At 60.0% G+C, this 21,182-nt stretch carries 7 protein-coding genes and 2 pseudogenes; 8 read left to right on the top strand and 1 reads right to left on the bottom strand.

The annotated features are described in order from the left end of the window. The coding region (locus B9Z41_RS15395) for a VCBS domain-containing protein (protein ID WP_143474216.1) at nt 1-13,582 on the bottom strand (13,582 nt) is incomplete at its 3' end. Nucleotides 13,583-13,802: 220 nt separating this feature from the next. On the opposite strand from B9Z41_RS15395, the gene B9Z41_RS15390 reads away from it, so the two are divergent. The 8 genes and pseudogenes from B9Z41_RS15390 to B9Z41_RS17350 all read left to right on the top strand — a co-directional run bounded on the left by B9Z41_RS15390 (nt 13,803) and on the right by B9Z41_RS17350 (nt 21,171). Continuing rightward, on the top strand, nt 13,803-16,124 hold the full coding sequence (locus B9Z41_RS15390; RefSeq protein ID WP_100147962.1) for a bifunctional salicylyl-CoA 5-hydroxylase/oxidoreductase: 2,322 nt from the start codon (nt 13,803-13,805) through the stop codon (nt 16,122-16,124). Between the two features lie 4 nt (nt 16,125-16,128). After that, entirely contained in the window at nt 16,129-16,923 is a 795-nt protein-coding gene (locus B9Z41_RS15385) for an SDR family NAD(P)-dependent oxidoreductase (RefSeq protein WP_100147961.1), read from the top strand. Next, complete coding sequence (locus B9Z41_RS15380) at nt 16,920-17,426, top strand: MarR family winged helix-turn-helix transcriptional regulator (protein ID WP_100147960.1); 507 nt, start codon at nt 16,920-16,922, stop codon at nt 17,424-17,426. The genes B9Z41_RS15385 and B9Z41_RS15380 overlap by 4 nt, the downstream gene beginning before the upstream one ends. Beyond that, the gene (locus B9Z41_RS15375; RefSeq protein WP_100147959.1) at nt 17,423-18,283 is read left to right on the top strand and encodes an enoyl-CoA hydratase family protein; all 861 of its coding nucleotides are present in this window, start codon (nt 17,423-17,425) and stop codon (nt 18,281-18,283) included. Before B9Z41_RS15380 ends, B9Z41_RS15375 begins: the two co-directional genes overlap by 4 nt. A 2-nt stretch (nt 18,284-18,285) precedes the next feature. Continuing rightward, nucleotides 18,286-19,473, top strand: coding sequence for an acyl-CoA dehydrogenase family protein (locus B9Z41_RS15370; RefSeq protein WP_233202732.1), 1,188 nt, complete (start codon nt 18,286-18,288; stop codon nt 19,471-19,473). An 18-nt stretch (nt 19,474-19,491) separates the two neighbouring features. Then, nucleotides 19,492-20,670, top strand: a pseudogene (locus B9Z41_RS15365) (AMP-binding protein); the annotation flags it as partial. A gap of 149 nt (nt 20,671-20,819) precedes the next feature. Continuing rightward, a pseudogene (locus B9Z41_RS17355) lies at nt 20,820-20,897 on the top strand (hypothetical protein); the annotation flags it as partial. Nucleotides 20,898-20,901: 4 nt separating this feature from the next. Further along, on the top strand, nt 20,902-21,171 hold the full coding sequence (locus B9Z41_RS17350) for a hypothetical protein (RefSeq protein ID WP_369823352.1): 270 nt from the start codon (nt 20,902-20,904) through the stop codon (nt 21,169-21,171). Nucleotides 21,172-21,182 lie beyond the last annotated feature (11 nt).

Raw genomic sequence — 21,182 nt, 5'->3', positions numbered from 1 at the left:
CGATGCTGAATTGACCATAGCCGTTGTTACCCGCCACATTGGTCTGGGCAACGAAGGCTGCGCTACTGTCCACGTCGGTGGCGCTGAGGGTGCCGGTTGTTGAGAGCGAGGCTGCTGCATTGGTCTCAGTCAAGCTGGCTGTACTGGTTCCAGTAATGACTGCCGCGTCGTTGCTGCCAGTCATGCTGACGGTGATGACTTGGCTTGTTCCGTCTGCGGTTGCTACCGTGAAGCTATCGGTGTAGGTCTGTCCACCCACAAACTCGTTGTGCGCGCTGTTGGCCGTGTAGGTCCAGGCACCATCGGTTCCGATGCTGAACTGGCCGTAGCCGTTGTTACCCGCCACATTGCTCTGGGCAACGAAGGCTGCGCTGCTGTCGACGTCGGTGGCGCTGAGGGTGCCGGTTGTAGAGAGCGACGCTGCTGCATTGGTCTCGGTGAGACTTGCCGTGCTGGTTCCAGTGATCACCGCCGCATCGTTGCTGCCAGTCATGCTGACGGTGATGACTTGACTGGTGCCATCGGCTGTGGCCACCGTGAAACTGTCGGTGTAGGTCTGTCCGCCGACAAACTCGTTGTGTGCGCTGTTGGCGGTGTAAGTCCAGGCACCGTCAGCACCGATACTGAATTGACCGTAGCCGTTGTTACCCGACACATTGCTCTGAGCGACGAAGGCTGCGCTGCTATCGATGTCTGTAGCGCTCAAGCTACCCGTCGTACTCAAAGAAGCTGCTGCATTGGTCTCGGTGAGACTTGCCGTGCTGGTTCCAGTAATGACTGCCGCGTCGTTACTGCCCGTCATGCTAACGGTGATGACTTGGCTTGTTCCGTCTGCCGTTGCGACCGTGAAGCTGTCGGTGTAGGTCTGACCACCCACGAACTCGTTGTGAGCACTGTTGGCCGTGTAGGTCCAGGCGCCGTCGGTTCCGATGCTGAATTGACCGTAGCCGTTGTTACCAGCAACACCAGTCTGCGCAACAAAGGCAGCGCTGCTGTCAACGTCTGTTGCAGACAGTGAGCCCGTAGTGCTCAGGGAAGCTGCTGAGTTTGTTTCCGTCAGGCTAGCTGTACTAGTTCCGGTAATGACCGCTGCATCGTTCGAACCCGTCATGCTGACGGTGATCACTTGGCTCGTGCCATCGGCCGTCGCGACTGTGAAACTGTCGGTGTAGGTCTGACCACCGACGAATTCGTTGTGCGCGCTGTTGGCGGTGTAGGTCCAGGCACCGTCGGTTCCGATGCTGAATTGACCATAACCGTTGCTGCCTGCCACAGCTGTTTGGGCGACAAACAAAGCTCTGCTGTCCGCATCCGTGGCAGATAGTAAGCCAGTGGTGCTCAGAGAAGCCGCTGCATTTGTTTCTGTGAGGCTCGCCGTACTGGTTCCTGTGATGACCGCAGCGTCATTCGATCCAGTCATGCTCACCGTGATCACTTGGCTCGTGCCATCTGCGGTAGCCACTGTGAAGCTGTCGGTGTAGGTCTGGCCACCGACGAACTCGTTGTGCGCACTGTTGGCGGTGTAGGTCCAGGCACCGTCGGTTCCGATGCTGAACTGGCCGTAGCCGTTGTTACCCGCCACATTGCTCTGGGCAACGAAGGCTGCGCTGCTGTCCACGTCGGTAGCGCTCAACGTACCTGTGGTGGAGAGCGACGTTGCGCTGTTGGTCTCGGTCAAGCTGGCCGTACTGGTGCCTGTGATCACCGCCGCATCGTTGCTGCCGGTCATGCTGACGGTGATGACTTGACTGGTGCCATCGGCTGTGGCCACCGTGAAACTGTCGGTGTAGGTCTGTCCACCGATAAACTCGTTGTGCGCACTGTTGGCGGTGTAAGTCCAGGCACCGTCAGCACCGATGCTGAACTGGCCGTAGCCGTTATTCCCAGCCACATTACTCTGAGCAACGAAGGCGGCGCTACTGTCAACGTCAGTGGCACTGAGTGTCCCGGTTGTGGAGAGCGACGCTGCGCTGTTGGTCTCAGTCAGGCTAGCTGTACTGGTTCCGGTGATCACCGCAGCGTCGTTCGAACCCGTCATGCCGACCGTGATCACTTGGCTCGTGCCATCGGCTGTCGCGACTGTGAAGCTATCGGTGTAGGTCTGACCACCGACGAACTCGTTGTGCGCGCTGTTGGCCGTGTAGGTCCAGGCACCATCTGCGCCGATACTGAACTGACCGTAACCGTTATTCCCAGCCACATTGCTCTGAGCAACGAAGGCGGCGCTACTGTCAACGTCAGTGGCACTGAGTGTCCCGGTTGTGGAGAGCGACGCTGCGCTGTTGGTCTCAGTCAGGCTAGCTGTACTGGTTCCGGTGATCACCGCAGCGTCGTTCGAACCCGTCATGCCGACCGTGATCACTTGGCTCGTGCCATCGGCTGTCGCGACTGTGAAGCTATCGGTGTAGGTCTGACCACCGACGAACTCGTTGTGCGCGCTGTTGGCCGTGTAGGTCCAGGCACCATCTGCGCCGATACTGAACTGACCGTAACCGTTATTCCCAGCCACATTGCTCTGAGCAACGAAGGCGGCGCTACTGTCAACGTCAGTGGCACTGAGTGTCCCGGTTGTGGAGAGCGACGCTGCGCTGTTGGTCTCAGTCAGGCTAGCTGTACTGGTTCCGGTGATCACCGCAGCGTCGTTCGAACCCGTCATGCTGACCGTGATCACTTGGCTCGTGCCATCGGCTGTCGCGACTGTGAAGCTATCGGTGTAGGTCTGACCACCCACGAACTCGTTGTGCGCGCTGTTGGCGGTGTACGTCCACTGACCGTCAGTACCGATGCTGAACTGGCCGTAGCCGTTGTTGCCCGACACATTGCTCTGAGCAACGAAGGCAGCGCTGCTGTCCACGTCCGTCGCAGACAACGAACCCGTTGTACTCAAAGAGGCTGCGTTTGTTTCCGTCAGGCTGGCCGTACTCGTTCCGGTGATGACCGCTGCATCGTTGCTGCCGGTCATGCTCACCGTGATCACTTGGCTCGTGGCATCCGCCGTCGCCACCGTAAAGCTGTCGGTGTAGGTCTGTCCACCGACGAACTCGTTGTGCGCACTGTTGGCCGTGTACGTCCAGGCGCCATCGGTTCCGATGCTGAATTGACCGTAGCCGTTGTTGCCTGCGACACCAGTCTGCGCAACAAAGGCTGCGCTGCTGTCCACGTCCGTGGCACTCAAGCTGCCTGTTGTGGAGAGCGACGCAGCGCTGTTGGTCTCAGTGAGGCTGGCGGTGCTGGTTCCCGTGATGACAGCTGCGTCGTTCGAACCCGTCATGCTGACTGTGATCACTTGGCTCGTGCCATCCGCCGTCGCCACCGTGAAGCTGTCGGTGTAGGTCTGTCCACCCACAAACTCGTTGTGGGCGTTGTTGGCAGTGTAGGTCCAGGCACCGTCTGTACCGATGCTGAACTGACCGTAGCCGTTGTTACCTGCAACACCAGTCTGAGCCACGAAGGCTGCGCTGCTGTCCACATCGGTGGCACTCAAGCTGCCTGTTGTTGAGAGCGACGCTGCGGCATTTGTTTCTGTCAGGCTAGCGGTACTGGTTCCTGTGATGACTGCGGCATCGTTGCTGCCCGTCATGCTGACGGTGATGACTTGGCTGGTGCCATCTGCGGTAGCCACTGTGAAGCTGTCGGTGTAGGTCTGGCCACCGACGAACTCGTTGTGCGCACTGTTGGCGGTGTAGGTCCAGGCACCGTCGGTTCCGATGCTGAACTGGCCGTAGCCGTTGTTACCCGCCACATTGCTCTGGGCAACGAAGGCTGCGCTGCTGTCCACGTCGGTAGCGCTCAACGTACCTGTGGTGGAGAGCGACGTTGCGCTGTTGGTCTCGGTCAAGCTGGCCGTACTGGTGCCTGTGATCACCGCCGCATCGTTGCTGCCGGTCATGCTGACGGTGATGACTTGACTGGTGCCATCGGCTGTGGCCACCGTGAAACTGTCGGTGTAGGTCTGTCCACCGATAAACTCGTTGTGCGCACTGTTGGCGGTGTAAGTCCAGGCACCGTCAGCACCGATGCTGAACTGGCCGTAGCCGTTGTTACCGGCTACGCCTGTTTGCGCCACGAAAGCTGCGCTGCTGTCGACGTCTGTCGCAGACAACGAACCCGTTGTACTCAAAGAGACTGCACTGTTGGTCTCGGTCAAACTTGCCGTGCTGGTGCCTGTGATCACTGCTGCGTCGTTGCTGCCCGTCATGCTGACGGTAATGACCTGCGTCGTGCCATCGGCTGTCGCCACCGTAAAGCTGTCGGTGTAGGTCTGTCCACCGACGAACTCGTTGTGCGCACTGTTGGCCGTGTACGTCCAGGCGCCATCGGTTCCGATGCTGAACTGGCCGTAACCGTTGTTACCGGCCACTCCAGTCTGCGCCACAAAGGCAGCGCTGCCATCCACATCTGTAGCGCTCAAAGTACCAGTTGTGCTCAAAGAAGCTGCTGCGTTTGTTTCGGTGAGACTTGCCGTGCTGGTGCCGGTGATCACCGCAGCATCGTTCGTACCGGTCATCGTGACGGTGATCACTTGACTTGTTCCGTCAGCTGTCGCCACCGTGAAGCTATCGGTGTAGGTCTGACCACCGACAAACTCGTTGTGAGCACTGTTGGCCGTGTAGGTCCAGGAACCGTCTGTACCGATGCTGAATTGACCGTAGCCGTTGTTACCGGCCACATTGCTCTGCGCAACAAAGGCTGCACTACTGTCTACATCGGTAGCACTCAAGCTGCCTGTTGTGGAGAGCGAGGCTGCGCTGTTGGTCTCGGTCAAGCTTGCTGTACTGATACCGGTGATCACCGCAGCATCGTTGCTGCCGGTCATCGTGACGGTGATCACTTGACTTGTTCCTTCTGCAGTCGCGACTGTAAAGCTGTCGGTATAAGTCTGACCGCCGACGAATTCGTTGTGCGCGCTGTTTGCCGTGTACGTCCAGGCGCCATCGGTACCGATGCTGAACTGGCCGTAACCGTTGCTACCTGCAACACCAGTCTGGGCGACGAAGGCGGCGCTGCTATCTACGTCTGTAGCGCTCAAAGTACCAGTTGTGCTCAATGAAGCGGCGGCGTTTGTTTCAGTCAGGCTAGCTGTACTGGTTCCGGTGATGACTGCTGCATCATTGCTGCCCGTCATGCTCACCGTGATGACCTGCATAGTGCCATCCGCTGTTGCCACAGTAAAGCTGTCGGTATAAGTCTGACCACCGACGAACTCGTTGTGCGCACTGTTGGCGGTGTAGGTCCAGGCACCGTCTGTACTGATGCTGAACTGACCGTAGCCATTGTTACCAGCAACACCAGTCTGAGCAACGAAGGCCGAGCTGCTGTCTACATCGGTGGCGCTGAGCGAACCGGTTGTCGAGAGCGAAGGTGCTGCGTTTGTTTCCGTCAAGCTGGCCGTGCTGGTTCCGGTGATGACCGCTGCATCATTGCTGCCGGTCATACTGACCGTGATCACTTGGCTGGTGCCATCCGCCGTCGCCACCGTGAAGCTGTCGGTGTAGGTCTGACCACCCACGAACTCGTTGTGCGCGCTGTTGGCCGTGTAGGTCCAGGCACCATCGGCGCCGATACTGAACTGACCATAGCCGTTGTTGCCAGCGACATTGCTCTGGGCAACGAAGGCTGCGCTGCTGTCGACGTCTGTTGCAGAGAGTGAGCCTGTGGTGCTCAGGGAAGCTGCTGTATTTGTTTCCGTCAAGCTGGCCGTACTGGTTCCTGTGATGACCGCAGCGTCGTTCGAACCGGTCATGCTGACGGTAATGACCTGCGAGGTGCCGTCTGCTGTCGCGACTGTGAAGCTGTCGGTGTAGGTCTGGCCACCCACAAACTCGTTGTGCGCGCTGTTGGCCGTGTAGGTCCACTGACCGTCAGTACCGATGCTGAACTGGCCGTAGCCGTTGCTGCCGGCTACGCCTGTTTGAGCTACGAAGGCCGCGCTGCTGTCCACGTCTGTTGCCGAGAGTGAACCTGTGGTGGAGAGCGATGCTGCTGCGTTTGTTTCTGTCAAGCTGGCTGTGCTGGTGCCGGTGATCACCGCCGCATCGTTGCTGCCGGTCATGCTGACGGTGATGACCTGCGTCGTGCCATCGGCAGTCGCCACCGTGAAGCTGTCGGTGTAGGTCTGTCCACCGACAAACTCGTTGTGCGCACTGTTGGCTGTGTACGTCCAGGCGCCGTCAGCCCCGATGCTGAATTGACCGTAGCCGTTGCTACCTGCAACACCAGTCTGAGCGACGAAGGCGGCGCTACTGTCCACGTCGGTGGCGCTCAACGTACCTGTGGTTGAGAGCGAGGTTGCTGCATTGGTCTCGGTGAGACTTGCCGTGCTGGTCCCGGTGATGACTGCTGCATCGTTCGAACCCGTCATGCTGACTGTGATCACTTGGCTGGTGCCATCTGCGGTGGCCACCGTGAAGCTATCGGTGTAGCTCTGGCCGCTCACGAACTCGTTGTGCGCACTGTTAGCGGTGTAGGTCCAGGCGCCGTTTGTGCCAATGCTGAACTGACCGTAGCCGTTGCTGCCGGCTACCCCTGTTTGCGCCACGAAGGCTGCGCTGCTGTCGACATCAGTCGCAGACAACGAACCCGTTGTACTCAAAGAGGATGGACTGTTGGTCTCAGTCAAGCTGGCTGTGCTGGTGCCTGTGATCACTGCTGCGTCGTTGCTGCCGGTCATGCTGACGGTGATCACTTGGCTGGTGCCATCGGCTGTTGCCACCGTGAAGCTGTCGGTGTAGGTCTGTCCACCCACGAACTCGTTGTGCGCACTGTTGGCGGTGTACGTCCACTGACCGTCAGCATCGATGCTGAACTGGCCGTAACTGTTGTTACCCGCCACATTGCTCTGGGCAACGAAGGCTGCGCTGCTGTCCACATCCGTCGCGCTGAGGGTGCCGGTTGTAGAGAGCGAGGCTGCTGCGTTTGTTTCTGTCAGGCTGGCAGTGCTGGTACCCGTGATCACCGCAGCATCATTCGAACCCGTCATACTCACCGTGATGACCTGCGTTGTTCCGTCTGCGGTAGCCACCGTGAAGCTGTCGGTGTAGGTCTGTCCACCCACAAACTCGTTGTGTGCGCTATTGGCGGTGTACGTCCAGGCGCCGTTGGTGCCGATGCTGAACTGGCCGTAGCCGTTGTTACCGGCTACGCCTGTTTGCGCCACGAAGGCTGCGCTGCTGTCGACGTCTGTCACAGACAACGAACCCGTTGTACTCAAAGAGGCTGCACTGTTGGTCTCGGTCAAACTTGCCGTGCTGGTTCCAGTAATGACGGCTGCATCATTCGAACCCGTCATGCTGACGGTGATGACTTGACTGGTTCCGTCTGCGGTGGCTACCGTGAAGCTGTCGGTGTAAGTCTGACCACCCACAAACTCGTTGTGCGCACTGTTGGCCGTATAGGTCCACTGGCCGTCAGTACCGATGCTGAACTGGCCGTAGCCGTTGTTGCCCGACACATTGCTCTGAGCAACGAAGGCAGCGCTGCTGTCCACGTCCGTCGCGCTGAGGGTGCCGGTTGTTGAGAGCGATGCTGCTGCATTCGTCTCGGTCAAGCTGGCTGTGCTGGTACCGGTGATGACCGCCGCATCGTTGCTGCCGGTCATGCTGACGGTAATGACTTGGCTGGTGCCATCTGCGGTAGCCACCGTGAAGCTGTCGGTGTAGGTCTGTCCGCCGACAAACTCGTTGTGCGCACTGTTGGCCGTATAGGTCCACTGGCCGTCAGTACCGATGCTGAACTGGCCGTAGCCGTTGTTACCCGCCACATTGCTCTGAGCAACGATCAGCACATTTCCATTTAAATCAGAAGCAGTAACTGCGCCACTGGTACTCAAGGACGCTGCATTGTTTGATTCCGTCAAACTCGCATTGCTCGTGCCCGAAAAAACTACTGTTTCATTGCTGCCCGTCATGCTGATGGTGATGACCTGCGTCGTGCCATCGGCAGTCGCCACCGTGAAGCTATCGGTGTAGGTCTGACCACCGACAAACTCGTTGTGCGCACTGTTGGCGGTGTAGGTCCACTGACCGTCAGCACCGATGCTGAATTGACCGTACCCGTTGCTGCCCGCCACATTGCTCTGGGCGACGAAGGCCGCGCTGCTGTCCACGTCGGTGGCGCTAAGGGTGCCGGTTGTAGAGAGCGAGGCTGCTGCATTCGTCTCGGTCAAGCTGGCCGTACTGGTTCCTGTGATGACCGCAGCGTCGTTCGAACCGGTCATGCTGACAGTGATCACTTGGCTGGTGCCATCTGCGGTGGCCACCGTGAAGCTGTCGGTATAGGTCTGGCCACCCACAAACTCGTTGTGCGCGCTGTTGGCGGTGTACGTCCAGGCGCCGTCGGTCCCGATGCTGAACTGGCCGTAGCCGTTGCTTCCGGCTACTGCAGTTTGAGCGACGAAGGCGGCACTGCTGTCCACGTCTGTTGCCGAGAGTAAGCCCGTGGTGGAGAGCGAGGCTGCTGCATTGGTCTCGGTCAAGCTGGCTGTACTGGTTCCAGTAATGACTGCCGCGTCGTTGCTGCCCGTCATACTGACGGTGACGACCTGCGTCGTGCCATCGGCAGTCGTCACCGTGAAACTGTCGGTGTAGGTCTGTCCACCCACGAACTCGTTGTGTGCGCTGTTGGCGGTGTAGGTCCACTGACCGTCAGTACCGATGCTGAATTGACCGTAGCCGTTGCTGCCCGCCACATTGCTCTGAGCGACGAACGCCGCGCTGCTGTCGACGTCGGTGGCACTCAACGTACCTGTGGTTGAAAGCGATGCTGCTGCATTGGTCTCGGTCAGGCTGGCCGTGCTGATACCCGTGATGACGGCTGCATCGTTGCTGCCCGTCATGCTCACCGTAATCACTTGGCTTGTTCCGTCTGCGGTCGCCACCGTGAAGCTGTCGGTGTAGGTCTGCCCCCCCACAAACTCGTTGTGTACGTTGTTGGCGGTGTAGGTCCAAGCGCCATTGGCGCCGATGCTGAATTGACCGTACCCGTTGTTACCCGCCACATTGCTCTGGGCAACGAAGGTGGCGCTGCTGTCGACGTCTGTTGCCGAAAGTGAACCTGTGGTGGAGAGCGAGGCTGCTGCGTTTGTTTCTGTCAAGCTGGCGGTGCTGGTGCCGGTGATGACCGCCGCATCGTTGCTGCCGGTCATGCTGACTGTGATCACTTGACTGGTGCCATCGGCTGTCGCCACCGTGAAGCTGTCGGTGTAGGTCTGTCCGCCCACGAACTCGTTTTGTGCGCTGTTGGCGGTGTAGGTCCACTGACCATCAGTACCGATGCTGAACTGGCCGTAGCCGTTGTTACCGGCTACGCCTGTTTGCGCCACGAAGGCTGCGCTGCTGTCCACATCCGTCGCGCTGAGGGTGCCGGTTGTAGAGAGCGAGGCTGCTGCGTTTGTTTCTGTCAGGCTAGCAGTGCTGGTACCCGTGATCACCGCAGCATCATTCGAACCCGTCATACTCACCGTGATGACCTGCGTCGTGCCATCCGCTGTGGCCACCGTGAAGCTATCCGTATAAGTCTGACCGCCGACGAACTCGTTATGCGCACTGTTGGCCGTGTAGGTCCAGGCGCCGTCGGTTCCGATGCTGAATTGACCGTAGCCGTTGTTACCAGCAACACCAGTCTGCGCAACAAAGGCAGCGCTGCTGTCAACGTCTGTTGCAGACAGTGAGCCCGTAGTGCTCAGGGAAGCTGCTGAGTTTGTTTCCGTCAGGCTAGCTGTACTAGTTCCGGTAATGACCGCTGCATCGTTCGAACCCGTCATGCTGACGGTGATCACTTGGCTCGTGCCATCGGCCGTCGCGACTGTGAAACTGTCGGTGTAGGTCTGACCACCGACGAATTCGTTGTGCGCGCTGTTGGCGGTGTAGGTCCAGGCACCGTCGGTTCCGATGCTGAATTGACCATAACCGTTGCTGCCTGCCACAGCTGTTTGGGCGACAAACAAAGCTCTGCTGTCCGCATCCGTGGCAGATAGTAAGCCAGTGGTGCTCAGAGAAGCCGCTGCATTTGTTTCTGTGAGGCTCGCCGTACTGGTTCCTGTGATGACCGCAGCGTCATTCGATCCAGTCATGCTCACCGTGATCACTTGGCTCGTGCCATCCGCCGTCGCTACCGTGAAGCTGTCGGTGTAGGTCTGTCCACCCACAAACTCGTTGTGCGCGCTGTTGGCCGTGTAGGTCCAGGCACCGTCTGTACCGATGCTGAATTGGCCATAACCGTTGTTGCCAGCGACGTTGCTTTGGGCAACGAAGGCGGCGCTGCTGTCCAGGTCCGTGGCACTCAAGCTGCCTGTTGTGGAGAGCGATGCTGCTGCGTTTGTTTCCGTAAGGCTGGCCGTACTCGTTCCGGTGATGACCGCTGCATCATTGCTGCCCGTCATGCTGACGGTAATGACCTGCGAGGTGCCATCCGCCGTCGCCACCGTGAAGCTGTCGGTGTAAGTCTGACCGCCAACGAATTCGTTGTGCGCACTATTGGCCGTGTAGGTCCAATGACCGTCGGTACCGATGCTGAACTGGCCGTAACCGTTATTCCCAGCCACATTGCTCTGGGCAACGAAGGCCGAGCTGCTATCTACATCCGTAGCTGACAACGTACCCGTTGTACTCAAAGAAGCTGCTGCGTTTGTTTCTGTCAAGCTGGCCGTACTGGTTCCAGTGATGACTGCTGCGTCATTCGATCCAGTCATGCTCACCGTGATCACTTGGCTCGTGCCATCGGCTGTCGCGACTGTGAAGCTGTCGGTATAAGTCTGCCCACCGACGAACTCGTTGTGCGCGCTGTTGGCCGTGTACGTCCACTGACCGTCAGTACCAATGCTGAATTGACCGTAGCCGTTGTTACCAGCAACACCAGTCTGCGCAACAAAGGCTGCGCTGCTGTCAACGTCTGTTGCAGACAGTGAGCCCGTGGTGCTCAGGGAAGATGCTGCGTTTGTTTCCGTCAAGCTGGCCGTGCTGGTTCCGGTGATGACTGCTGCGTCGTTCGAACCCGTCATGCTCACCGTGATCACTTGGCTCGTGCCATCGGCTGTCGCGACTGTGAAGCTGTCGGTATAAGTCTGCCCACCGACGAACTCGTTGTGCGCGCTGTTGGCGGTGTACGTCCAGGCGCCGTCTGTGCCAATGCTGAATTGACCGTAGCCGTTGCTACCTGCAACACCAGTCTGAGCGACGAAGGCGGCGCTACTGTCCACGTCGGTGGCGCTCAACGTACCTGTGGTTGAGAGCGAGGTTGCTGCATTGGTCTCGGTGAGACTTGCCGTGCTGGTGCCTGTGATCACCGCTGCATCGTTGCTGCCCGTCATGCTGACGGTAATGACCTGCGAGGTGCCATCCGCGGTCGCCACCGTAAAGCTGTCGGTGTAAGTCTGACCACCCACAAACTCGTTGTGTGCGTTGTTGGCGGTGTAGGTCCAAGCGCCGTCTGTGCCAATGCTGAATTGACCATAACCGTTGTTACCGGCCACAGTGCTCTGAGCGACGAACCCCGCACTGCTGTCGACGTCTGTTGCCGAGAGTGAGCCCGTGGTGGAGAGCGAGGCTGCTGCGTTTGTTTCGGTGAGACTAGCGGTACTGGTTCCAGTGATGACTGCTGCGTCATTCGATCCAGTCATGCTCACCGTGATCACTTGGCTCGTGCCATCCGCCGTCGCCACCGTGAAGCTGTCGGTGTAGGTCTGTCCACCGACGAACTCGTTGTGCGCGCTGTTGGCCGTGTACGTCCAAGCACCATCGCTGCCAATGCTGAACTGACCGTAACCGTTATTCCCAGCCACATTGCTCTGAGCAACGAAGACTGCGTTGCTGTCAACGTCTGTTGCAGACAGTGACCCTGTGGTGCTCAAGGATGCTGCTGCGTTTATTTCCGTCAAGCTGGCCGTGCTGGTTCCGGTGATGACCGCTGCATCGTTGCTGCCCGTCATGCTGACCGTGATCACTTGACTTGTTCCGTCTGCCGTCGCCACCGTGAAGCTGTCGGTGTAGGTCTGGCCACCAACGAATTCGTTGTGCGCGCTGTTGGCCGTGTAGGTCCAAACACCGTCGGTGCCGATGCTGAATTGACCGTAGCCATTGTTACCAGTAACACCAGTCTGAGCAACGAAGGCGGCACTGCTGTCCACATCCGTCGCAGACAACGACCCCGTGGTACTCAACGACGCAACCGTGGTGCTCTGCGTCAAGCTAGCGGTGCTGGTCCCGGTGATGACTGCAGCATCATTCGAACCCGTCATACTCACCGTGATGACCTGCGTTGTTCCGTCTGCGGTAGCCACCGTGAAGCTATCGGTGTAGGTCTGGCCACCCACAAACTCGTTGTGCGCGCTGTTGGCCGTGTAGGTCCAAACACCGTCGGTGCCGATGCTGAACTGGCCATGACCGTTGTTTCCCGCCACATTGCTTTGCGCCACAAACGAAGCACTGCCGTCCACGTCTGTGGCCGACAAAACACCTTTGGTGCTCAATGCTGCTGCGCTGTTGGCCTCTACCAAGCCAACCGTGCTTGTGCCTGTGATCACTGCCGCATCGTTGGTACCTGTGACGGTTAGCTTCACCGACGTCGGGGTGACCAAGCTGCCATCGCTGACGCCGTAATCAATTTGAATCACTTGTTGTTGTCCCGCCGCCAGCGACTGAAAAGCCGCATGACTGGGATCAATCACAAACGAGTGGGTGCTGGCGTTGAAAGTCACGCCATTGGGCAAACTGCTGGGCAAATTCACCACACTCAAGACAGTGCCCGCATCTGGGTCTGATGCATTGAGCAAAGCATCCACGCGCAGAGTTGCACTGTCTTCAATGGTGCTCACCACCAAAGGAGCCGTCACCACTGGAGCCGTGTTGGTGGGAGTGATCGGGGTCACCAACAAGGCTGCTGTGTTGGGCTGAAACACCTGCGTGGGCGTGATCACCGCATTGGTCACTGTCGGACTGCTGATTGGGGCGACCACAGGCACCACCGCAGCTGCCGCCACGGCTTCGGCCGGACTGGCCACCGTGGGCGCTGTCACCGTGGGTGTGACAGGTGTCACGCTGGGAGCCGTCACGGTGGCCGCTGTTGCATTGGTCACACTCGCAGCGCCTGACCCGGCTGTCACGCCAGCGCGAGCCACCTGCGCTTGTGCAAGGCCCGTTCTCATGCCACCTGCTTCTGCCACGGTCCCTTGCTGAACGGCCACATCTGGGCCCGCGCCACCTGCCACAAGCCCTGTGGGCAATACATTGTTATTGGCAACTGGTGCCGCCAGCCCTGCCAAGGTGTTCACGCCACCCAGATCGGCACTGCGGCCCGAACGGTCACTGTTGCTGCCACTGGTTTGTGAATCGTTCGACTCGGCCGCTCGGGCACTGCTGTTGAGGTCTTCCTGGTTGTGCGTTGGCACCGGATCTTTAGAGAACAAACTCGGCCCGTCTTGCACGCCAGCAGCAGGCGTTGCCACGGGCGTATCCACCCGATTTTGGGTGGGGCCGCCTGATGGCGCAGAAGAATCCCCCTGCTCAGCCAGTTGCTGCTGAACATTCAAGCTGTCGAGCTCTTGCGCGTCGAAGGCCTGTTGGCTGGTAGAGATATTGGCTTCGGCCACGTGGCAACCTCATTGCTTTACTGTATTTGTGATAAATAGTTTATTCATCAAAATTACTAAAAACTAGATTAACAAGAGTCATATAACTTTGGTTACAGGACGTGTGTCATGAAGCCGGTCAACGCCTTGCACAAGAAAAGCACTTGACAGATTTTTGAATTTGAAGGAAAGTTATTTCAATATTGAAATATACAAGTCCGAAACAAATCAGGAGTGCGTCATGAAAATCGTCTGTATCGGAGGGGGTCCAGCGGGGCTGTACTTTGGTTTGCTCATGAAGCAACGCAACCCGGCCCACGACATCACGGTGGTCGAACGCAACCGCCCTTACGACACCTTTGGTTGGGGCGTGGTGTTCTCAGACGCCACCATGGACAACATGCGCGCCTGGGACCGCGAGACAGCCGATCAGATTCAAGAAGCCTTCAACCATTGGGACGACATTGAGCTGCTCTTCAAAGGCCGTCGCATTCGCTCAGGTGGCCACGGCTTTGTGGGCATTGGCCGCAAAAAACTGCTCAACATCTTGCAGGCACGTTGCGAACAACTGGGTGTGAAGTTGGTGTTTGACTGCGATGTGCAGTCCGACCTCGACTTCCCCGATGCCGACCTGATCATCGCCAGTGACGGCATCAACTCCACCGTCCGCACCCGCTACGCAGACACCTTCAAGCCCGACATCGTGACGCGCCCCAACCGCTACATCTGGTTGGGCACGCACCGCCTGTACGACGCCTTCACCTTTGATTTTCAAAAGACCGAGCACGGCTGGTTCCAAGCCCACATCTACAAGTTTGATGACACCACCACCACCTTCATCGTCGAGTGCCCAGAGCATGTGTTTCTGGCCCACGGCCTAGACAAAGCCGACCAAGAAGCCTCGATTGCGTTTTGCGAAAAACTATTTGCCGACAACCTGCAAGGTGCCAAGTTGATGACCAATGCGCGCCATCTGCGCGGCTCGGCCTGGCTCAATTTTCAGCGCGTGGTCTGCGAGCAGTGGTGGCTCAAAAACCAACACAACAGCCACGTGGTGCTGATGGGCGATGCGGTGCACACAGCCCACTTTGCCATTGGCTCGGGCACCAAGCTGGCGATTGAAGATGCGATTGAACTCACCCGCCAGTTCGAGCTGCTCGGCGATGACCCCAGCCACATCACCGATGTGTTGAAGGCCTACCAAGAAGCGCGCCGCATTGAAACGCTGAAAATTCAAAACGCCGCCTGGAACGCCATGGCCTGGTTCGAGGTGTGTGGCGAACGCTACTGCGACCAGTTGGAACCTGAGCAATTCATGTACTCCATGCTCACACGCAGCCAGCGCATCAGCCACGAGAACCTGCGCTTGCGCGACAAGGCCTGGCTGGACGGCTATGAGCACTGGTTCGCCCAAGACAACCCGGCCTTGCCCGCCACACCGCCTATGTTCACGCCGTACAGCGTGCGTTCGGTCACGCTGAAAAACCGGGTGGTGGTCTCGCCCATGGCGCAGTACTCGGCCGTCAACGGCATCGCGGGCGATTACCACTTGGTGCACCTAGGCGCGCGCGCCATGGGCGGCGCAGCCCTGGTGTTTGCCGAAATGATTTGCACCAGCCCCGACGCGCGTATCACCCCCGGTTGCCCGGGCCTGTGGAACGACGCCCAAGCCGACGCGTGGCAACGCATCGTGACCTGGGTACACGCCAACAGCGACGCCAAAATGGCCGCACAAATCGGCCACGCCGGAGCCAAGGGCTCCACCCGTCGCGCCTGGGACGGCATTGACCAACCCCTGAGCGACGACGACACCGAAGCTAACTGGCCGCTCTTGAGCGCGTCGCCCCAGCAATACATCGAAGGCGTGAGCCAAACCTCGCACGCCATGACCCGCGCCGACATGGACCGCGTCAAAGCCGACTTTGTGGCGGCCACGCAGCGGGCCGCACGGGCCGGCTTTGATTGGTTGGAGCTGCACTGCGCGCACGGCTATTTGCTCTCAAGCTTCATCTCACCGCTCACCAACCACCGCAGCGACGCGTACGGTGGCTCGCTCGACAACCGGCTGCGCTACCCGCTGGAAGTGTTCCAGGCGGTGCGTGCGGCGTGGCCCGAGCACCTGCCCATGTCGGTGCGTATCTCCGCCCACGACTGGGTACAAGGCGGCATCACGCCAGACGATGCGGTGCTGATGGCCAAAGCCTTCAAAGCCGCAGGCGCTGACCTGATCGACTGCTCGTCGGGCCAGGTGAGCAAACAAGAAAAGCCCGTGTTTGGCCGCATGTTCCAAACCCCGTTTGCCGACCAGATTCGACAAGAAGCGGGCATTGCCACCATCGCCGTGGGTGCTATCAGCGAAGCCGACCACGTCAACAGCATCATTGCCGCAGGCCGTGCCGACTTGTGCGCCGTGGCCCGCCCGCATCTGGCCAACCCCGCCTGGACCTTGACCGAAGCGGCCCGGATCGGCTACCAAGCCGTGTCATGGCCCAAGCAATACCTATCGGCCAAGCGCCAAATCGAAGCCAACTTCGAACGCGCGGCCACACAAGCACTCAAATAAACCTATGACAACCCTTCCCCTCCACGCACGTCATGCCGTGATCACCGGCGCCGCCCGTGGCATTGGTGCTGCCATCGCCAAGCAACTGGCCGATGCCGGTGCCAGCCTGACCTTGATGGGGCGCAACGCCGACAGCCTGCAAGCACTGGCTCGCACCTTTGGCCCCGAGGTGCGCGTGCACATTGAGGCAGCCGATGTCAGCGATGCTGCCGCCATCGAGCACGCCATGGCGGCCAGCGTGCAGGCCCTGGGCCCGGTGAACATTCTGATCAACAACGCAGGCCAAGCAGCCAGCCTGCCCTTTGGCAAAACCGATTTGGCGCTGTGGCAACAGATGCTCAACGTCAACCTCACCGGCACCTACCTGTGCACCCATGCCGCACTGCCCAGCATGCTGCAAGCCGCCGCCCAAGGCACGCCTGGGCGCATCGTCAACGTGGCCAGCACGGCAGGCCTGCAAGGCTACGCCTACGTCAGCGCCTACAGCGCCGCCAAGCACGGCGTGATTGGCCTGACCCGGTCACTGGCCTTGGAATTGGCGCGCAAAGGCATCACCGTCAACGCCATCTGCCCCGGCTATACCGAGACCGACATCGTGACCGAGGCCATTGCCAACATCGTGCAGAAAACCGGCAAGACGCCCGACGAGGCGCGTGCTGCACTGGCCGAACGCAACCCACAGCAACGCCTGGTGCAACCCATGGAAGTGGCGCACGCCGTGCTCAGCGTGTGCCTGCCCGGCAGCAATGCCATCAACGGACAAGCCATCGCCGTCGATGGCGGGGAGTTGGCAGGATGAACCACCTAGAAACCGAAGACCTGGAGTTGCGCGCGCGCGACGACCACCACGCCTCACTGCGCCTGTGGCTGCGCCTGCTGTCGTGCACCACCCTGGTGGAAGACGCCATCCGGCAGCAACTGCGCGAGCAGTTCGACATTTCGCTCTCGCGCTTTGACTTGATGGCGCAACTCGAACGCCACCCCGAAGGGCTGACCATGGGCGAGCTGTCACGCCGCATGATGGTCAGCGGCGGCAACACCACCGTCATCGTGGACCAACTGGAAAAAGAACAGCTGGTGCAGCGCCAAGTCGCCGCCAAAGACCGCCGCTCATTTCGTGTGCTGCTCACGCCCTCGGGCCACAAAGCCTTCGCCAGCATGGCCTCGGCCCACGAAGGCTGGGTGGTGGCCTTGTTCAGCGGCTTGTCAGAGCGCCAACAGCAGCAACTCAGCAACTTGCTGGGCCACCTCAAAACCAGCATCCACCACAGCCAGTCCACCCCTCCCTCGGAGCACGCATGAGCACCACCTACCTCAATGGCCAACCGCACCAACTGCCACGTCACCGCCAAACCCTGGCGGGTTACCCAGCCGAACACTTTTTATTCGAAGTGAACGACGGCGTGGCCACCGTCACCTTGAACCGACCCGAGCGCAAAAACCCGCTGTCGTTTGGCTCGTATGCCGAGCTGCGCGACCTGTTTCGCGCCATGAGCTACGCCGATGACGTGCACGCCGTGGTCATCACCGGCTCGGGCGGCAACTTCTGCTCAGGCGGCGATGTGCACGAAATCATTGGCCCCCTCACCCAACTCGACATGCCGGGCTTGTTGGCCTTCACGCGCATGACGGGCGACCTGGTCAAAGCCATGCGGGCTTGCCCGCAACCCATCGTGGCGGCCATTGACGGCATTTGTGCCGGTGCCGGTGCGCTGTTGGCGCTGGCCTCCGACTTGCGCTACGGCACCGAGCGCAGCAAAACCTATTTCTTGTTCAACAAGGTGGGGCTGGCCGGCTGCGACATGGGGGCCTGTGCGCTGCTGCCGCGTGTCATTGGGCAAGGCCGTGCGTCTGAGTTGCTCTACAGCGGCCGAGGTCTGCCCGGTGCCGAGGCCGAACGCTGGGGCTTTTACAACCGCGTGTGCGCTCCTGACGAGGTGTTGGCCCAAGCCCAGGCCATGGCCCACCAACTCGCTCATGGCCCGACCTTTGCCAACGCCATGACCAAAAAGATGCTGCAACAAGAATGGAACATGGGCGTGGACGAAGCCATCGAGGCCGAAGCCCAGGCCCAGGCCATTTGCATGATGACCAACGACTTCCACCGGGCTTATCACGCCTTCGTGGCCAAGCAAACTCCGGTTTTCCAAGGAGACTGACGATGACCCGCCTCAGACCCATGCCCGGTGAGTGGCCACCCGAACTGGATTGGCCCTTCTTTGACGACGCACACCGTCAACTCAAAAGCGACCTGCATGCTTGGTGTATCGCACACATTGGCGGTGAAGCCGAACACGACCACGATGTCGATGCCCAGTGCCGCCATTGGGTACAAGCCTTGGGCCGTGGCGACTGGTTGCGCTATGCCGTGGCGGGCTTGGCCTACGGGGGCGACCAAGATGTGATCGACACCCGCTCCATCTGCTTGCTGCGCGAAGAACTGGCTTGGCACCACGGCTTGGCTGACTTTGCCTTTGCCATGCAGGGCTTGGGTTCAGGCGCCATCAGCCTGTTTGGCACCGAAGCGCAAAAACAAAACTACCTGCCCCGTGTGGTCGAAGGCAGCGCCATCGCCGCCTTTGCCTTGAGCGAACCCCACGCAGGCTCGGACGTGGCCGCCATGGCTTGCAGCGCCACCTTGGATGGCGACCACTACGTGCTCAACGGCGAAAAAACCTGGATCTCCAACGGCGGCATTGCCAATTTCTACGTGGTGTTTGCGCGCACGCAAGAGGCCCCGGGGTCACGCGGCATCAGCGCCTTCATTGTCGACGCCGACACACCGGGGCTGGAAATTTCAGAACGCATTGACGTCATTGCGCCTCACCCCTTGGCCACGCTGCGTTTTGTCAACGCACGCGTGCCCGTATCACAACGCATGGGCGAAGGCGGCCAAGGCTTCAAAGTGGCCATGGCCACCCTCGATGTGTTTCGCACCTCGGTGGCAGCCGCTGCTCTGGGCTTTGGACGGCGGGCCCTGGACGCCTCCATCAGTTGGGTGCGTACACGGCAAATGTTTGGCCACACCTTGGGCGACTTTCAAATCACCCAAACCAAAATTGCCCAAATGGCCACCTTGCTGGATGCCGCCACCTTGCTCACCTACCGTGCAGCCTGGCTGCGTGACCAGGGGCAGCGCATCACCCGCGAAGCGGCCATGGCCAAGATGACCGCCACCGAGAGCGCCCAGCAAATCATTGACATGGCAGTGCAGCTGCACGGTGGCATGGGGGTGAAAAAAGGCAGCATCGTCGAGTCGCTCTACCGAGAGATTCGCGCCTTGCGCATCTACGAAGGTGCCACCGAAGTGCAGCAGCTCATCATCGGGCGTGACCTGCTCAAGCCCTGACAGGACGAAAGGCACGGCATGACACACCTTGACCCCACGCAACTTGACAACCCGCCGCTCACCGCGTCCTCGCACTTGGACACCTTTGCCCGTGACCGACTGCCCCCGCCTGAGCTGTGGCCGCTGTTTGTGTTTGACCAGCCCGAGCTGCACTACCCCGACTTTTTGAACGTCACCCTCGAACTGGTAGATCGGCATGTGCAAGAGGGCCGAGGCGAGCGCCCGGCCATTCACGGCGCCGACGCCTGCTGGAGCTACCGAGCACTGCAACAACAGATCGACCGCATTGCCCAGGTGTTGATCCACGACATGGGGCTGGTCTCGGGCAACCGCGTGCTGCTGCGCGGTGCCAACAGCCCCATGATGGCAGCGTGCTGCTTGGCCGCCTTCAAAGCCGGCATGGTGGCAGTGCCCACCATGCCTTTGTTGCGCGCCACCGAGCTGAAACAAATCCTCGACAAAGCCCAGGTCAGCGCCGCCCTGTGCGCCAGCAGCTTGGCCGACGAGTTGGCACACTGCCTGGACCCGGCACACGCGCAACACGCACCCAGCTTGCAGCAGATGGTGGTGTTTGGCAGCGATGCGCCCAATGGGCTGGAAGCACGCATGCAGCGCTTTGACAAACCGTATGTGGGCCACCCCACCACCCGCGACGACGTGTGCCTGATTGCCTTCACCAGCGGCACCACCGGCAAGCCCAAAGGCACCATGCACTTTCACCGCGACGTGCTGGCCATGTGCGACCTGTTCCCACGCCATGTCCTGCACATGGGGCCTGACGATGTGGTGTGCGGCACACCGCCCATCGCCTTCACCTTTGGACTGGGTGGCTTGCTGGCGTTTCCACTGCGCCATGGCGCGAGCACCGTGCTGTTGGAAAAGCTCACCCCTGACTTGCTGCTGCACACCATCGAAAAATACCGCGCTACCCAGTGCTACACCGCACCCACCTTCTACCGACAAATGGCGGTGCTGGCCGCTGGCGTGGACCTGAGCAGCTTGCGCCATCCGGTGTCGGCCGGTGAGGCCTTGCCCGAGGCCACACGGCAACTGTGGCTTGACCACACGGGCATTCCCATCACCGATGGCATTGGCGGCACCGAGGTGATTCACATCTACATCGCCAGCGCGGGCAAAGACTGGCGCCCCGGCACCTTGGGCCAAGTGGTGCCGGGCTACCAAGCGCAAATCGTCGATGACGACATGCACCCCGTGCCACCCGGCACCCCCGGACGCCTGGCCGTGCGTGGGCCCACCGGCTGCCGCTACCTGGACGACCCACGCCAAACCGACTACGTGAAAGACGGCTGGAACCTGCCCGGTGACACCTTTGTGATGGATGCCGACGGCTACTTCAGCTACCTCGCGCGCAACGACGACATGATTGTGTCGGCGGGCTACAACATCGCAGGCCCCGAGGTTGAGAGCGTGTTGTTGCAACACCCGGCTGTGGCCGAATGCGGCGTGGTGGGCGCCCCCGACGAAGCACGCGGCCATGTGGTGAGCGCCTATGTGGTGCTCAAAGCTGGCGTGGTGGCCAGCGACGCGTTGGCCAGCGAGTTACAAGACTTTGTCAAAGCCCAGATTGCGCCCTACAAATACCCACGTCGCATCGACTTCGTGGCCCAACTGCCGCGCACTGAGACCGGCAAATTGCAACGTTTTCGTCTGCGCCAAATGGCGCAGAGTCCTCACTGAGAAAGGTCACT

Source organism: Limnohabitans sp. JirII-31, assembly GCF_002778315.1.
Taxonomy (GTDB): domain Bacteria; phylum Pseudomonadota; class Gammaproteobacteria; order Burkholderiales; family Burkholderiaceae_C; genus Limnohabitans.
Note: the sequence above shows the minus strand (reverse complement) of the source record. Positions and strands in the feature narration are given on the sequence as shown.

Bases quoted from the DNA above. Each gene is read 5' to 3' on its own strand.
- B9Z41_RS15380 (WP_100147960.1), top strand. From the start codon at position 16,920: ATGAACCACCTAGAAACCGAAGACCTGGAGTTGCGCGCGCGCGACGAC.
- B9Z41_RS15370 (WP_233202732.1), top strand. From the start codon at position 18,286: ATGACCCGCCTCAGACCCATGCCCGGTGAGTGGCCACCCGAACTGGAT.
- B9Z41_RS15390 (WP_100147962.1), top strand. From the start codon at position 13,803: ATGAAAATCGTCTGTATCGGAGGGGGTCCAGCGGGGCTGTACTTTGGT.
- B9Z41_RS15385 (WP_100147961.1), top strand. From the start codon at position 16,129: ATGACAACCCTTCCCCTCCACGCACGTCATGCCGTGATCACCGGCGCC.
- B9Z41_RS15375 (WP_100147959.1), top strand. From the start codon at position 17,423: ATGAGCACCACCTACCTCAATGGCCAACCGCACCAACTGCCACGTCAC.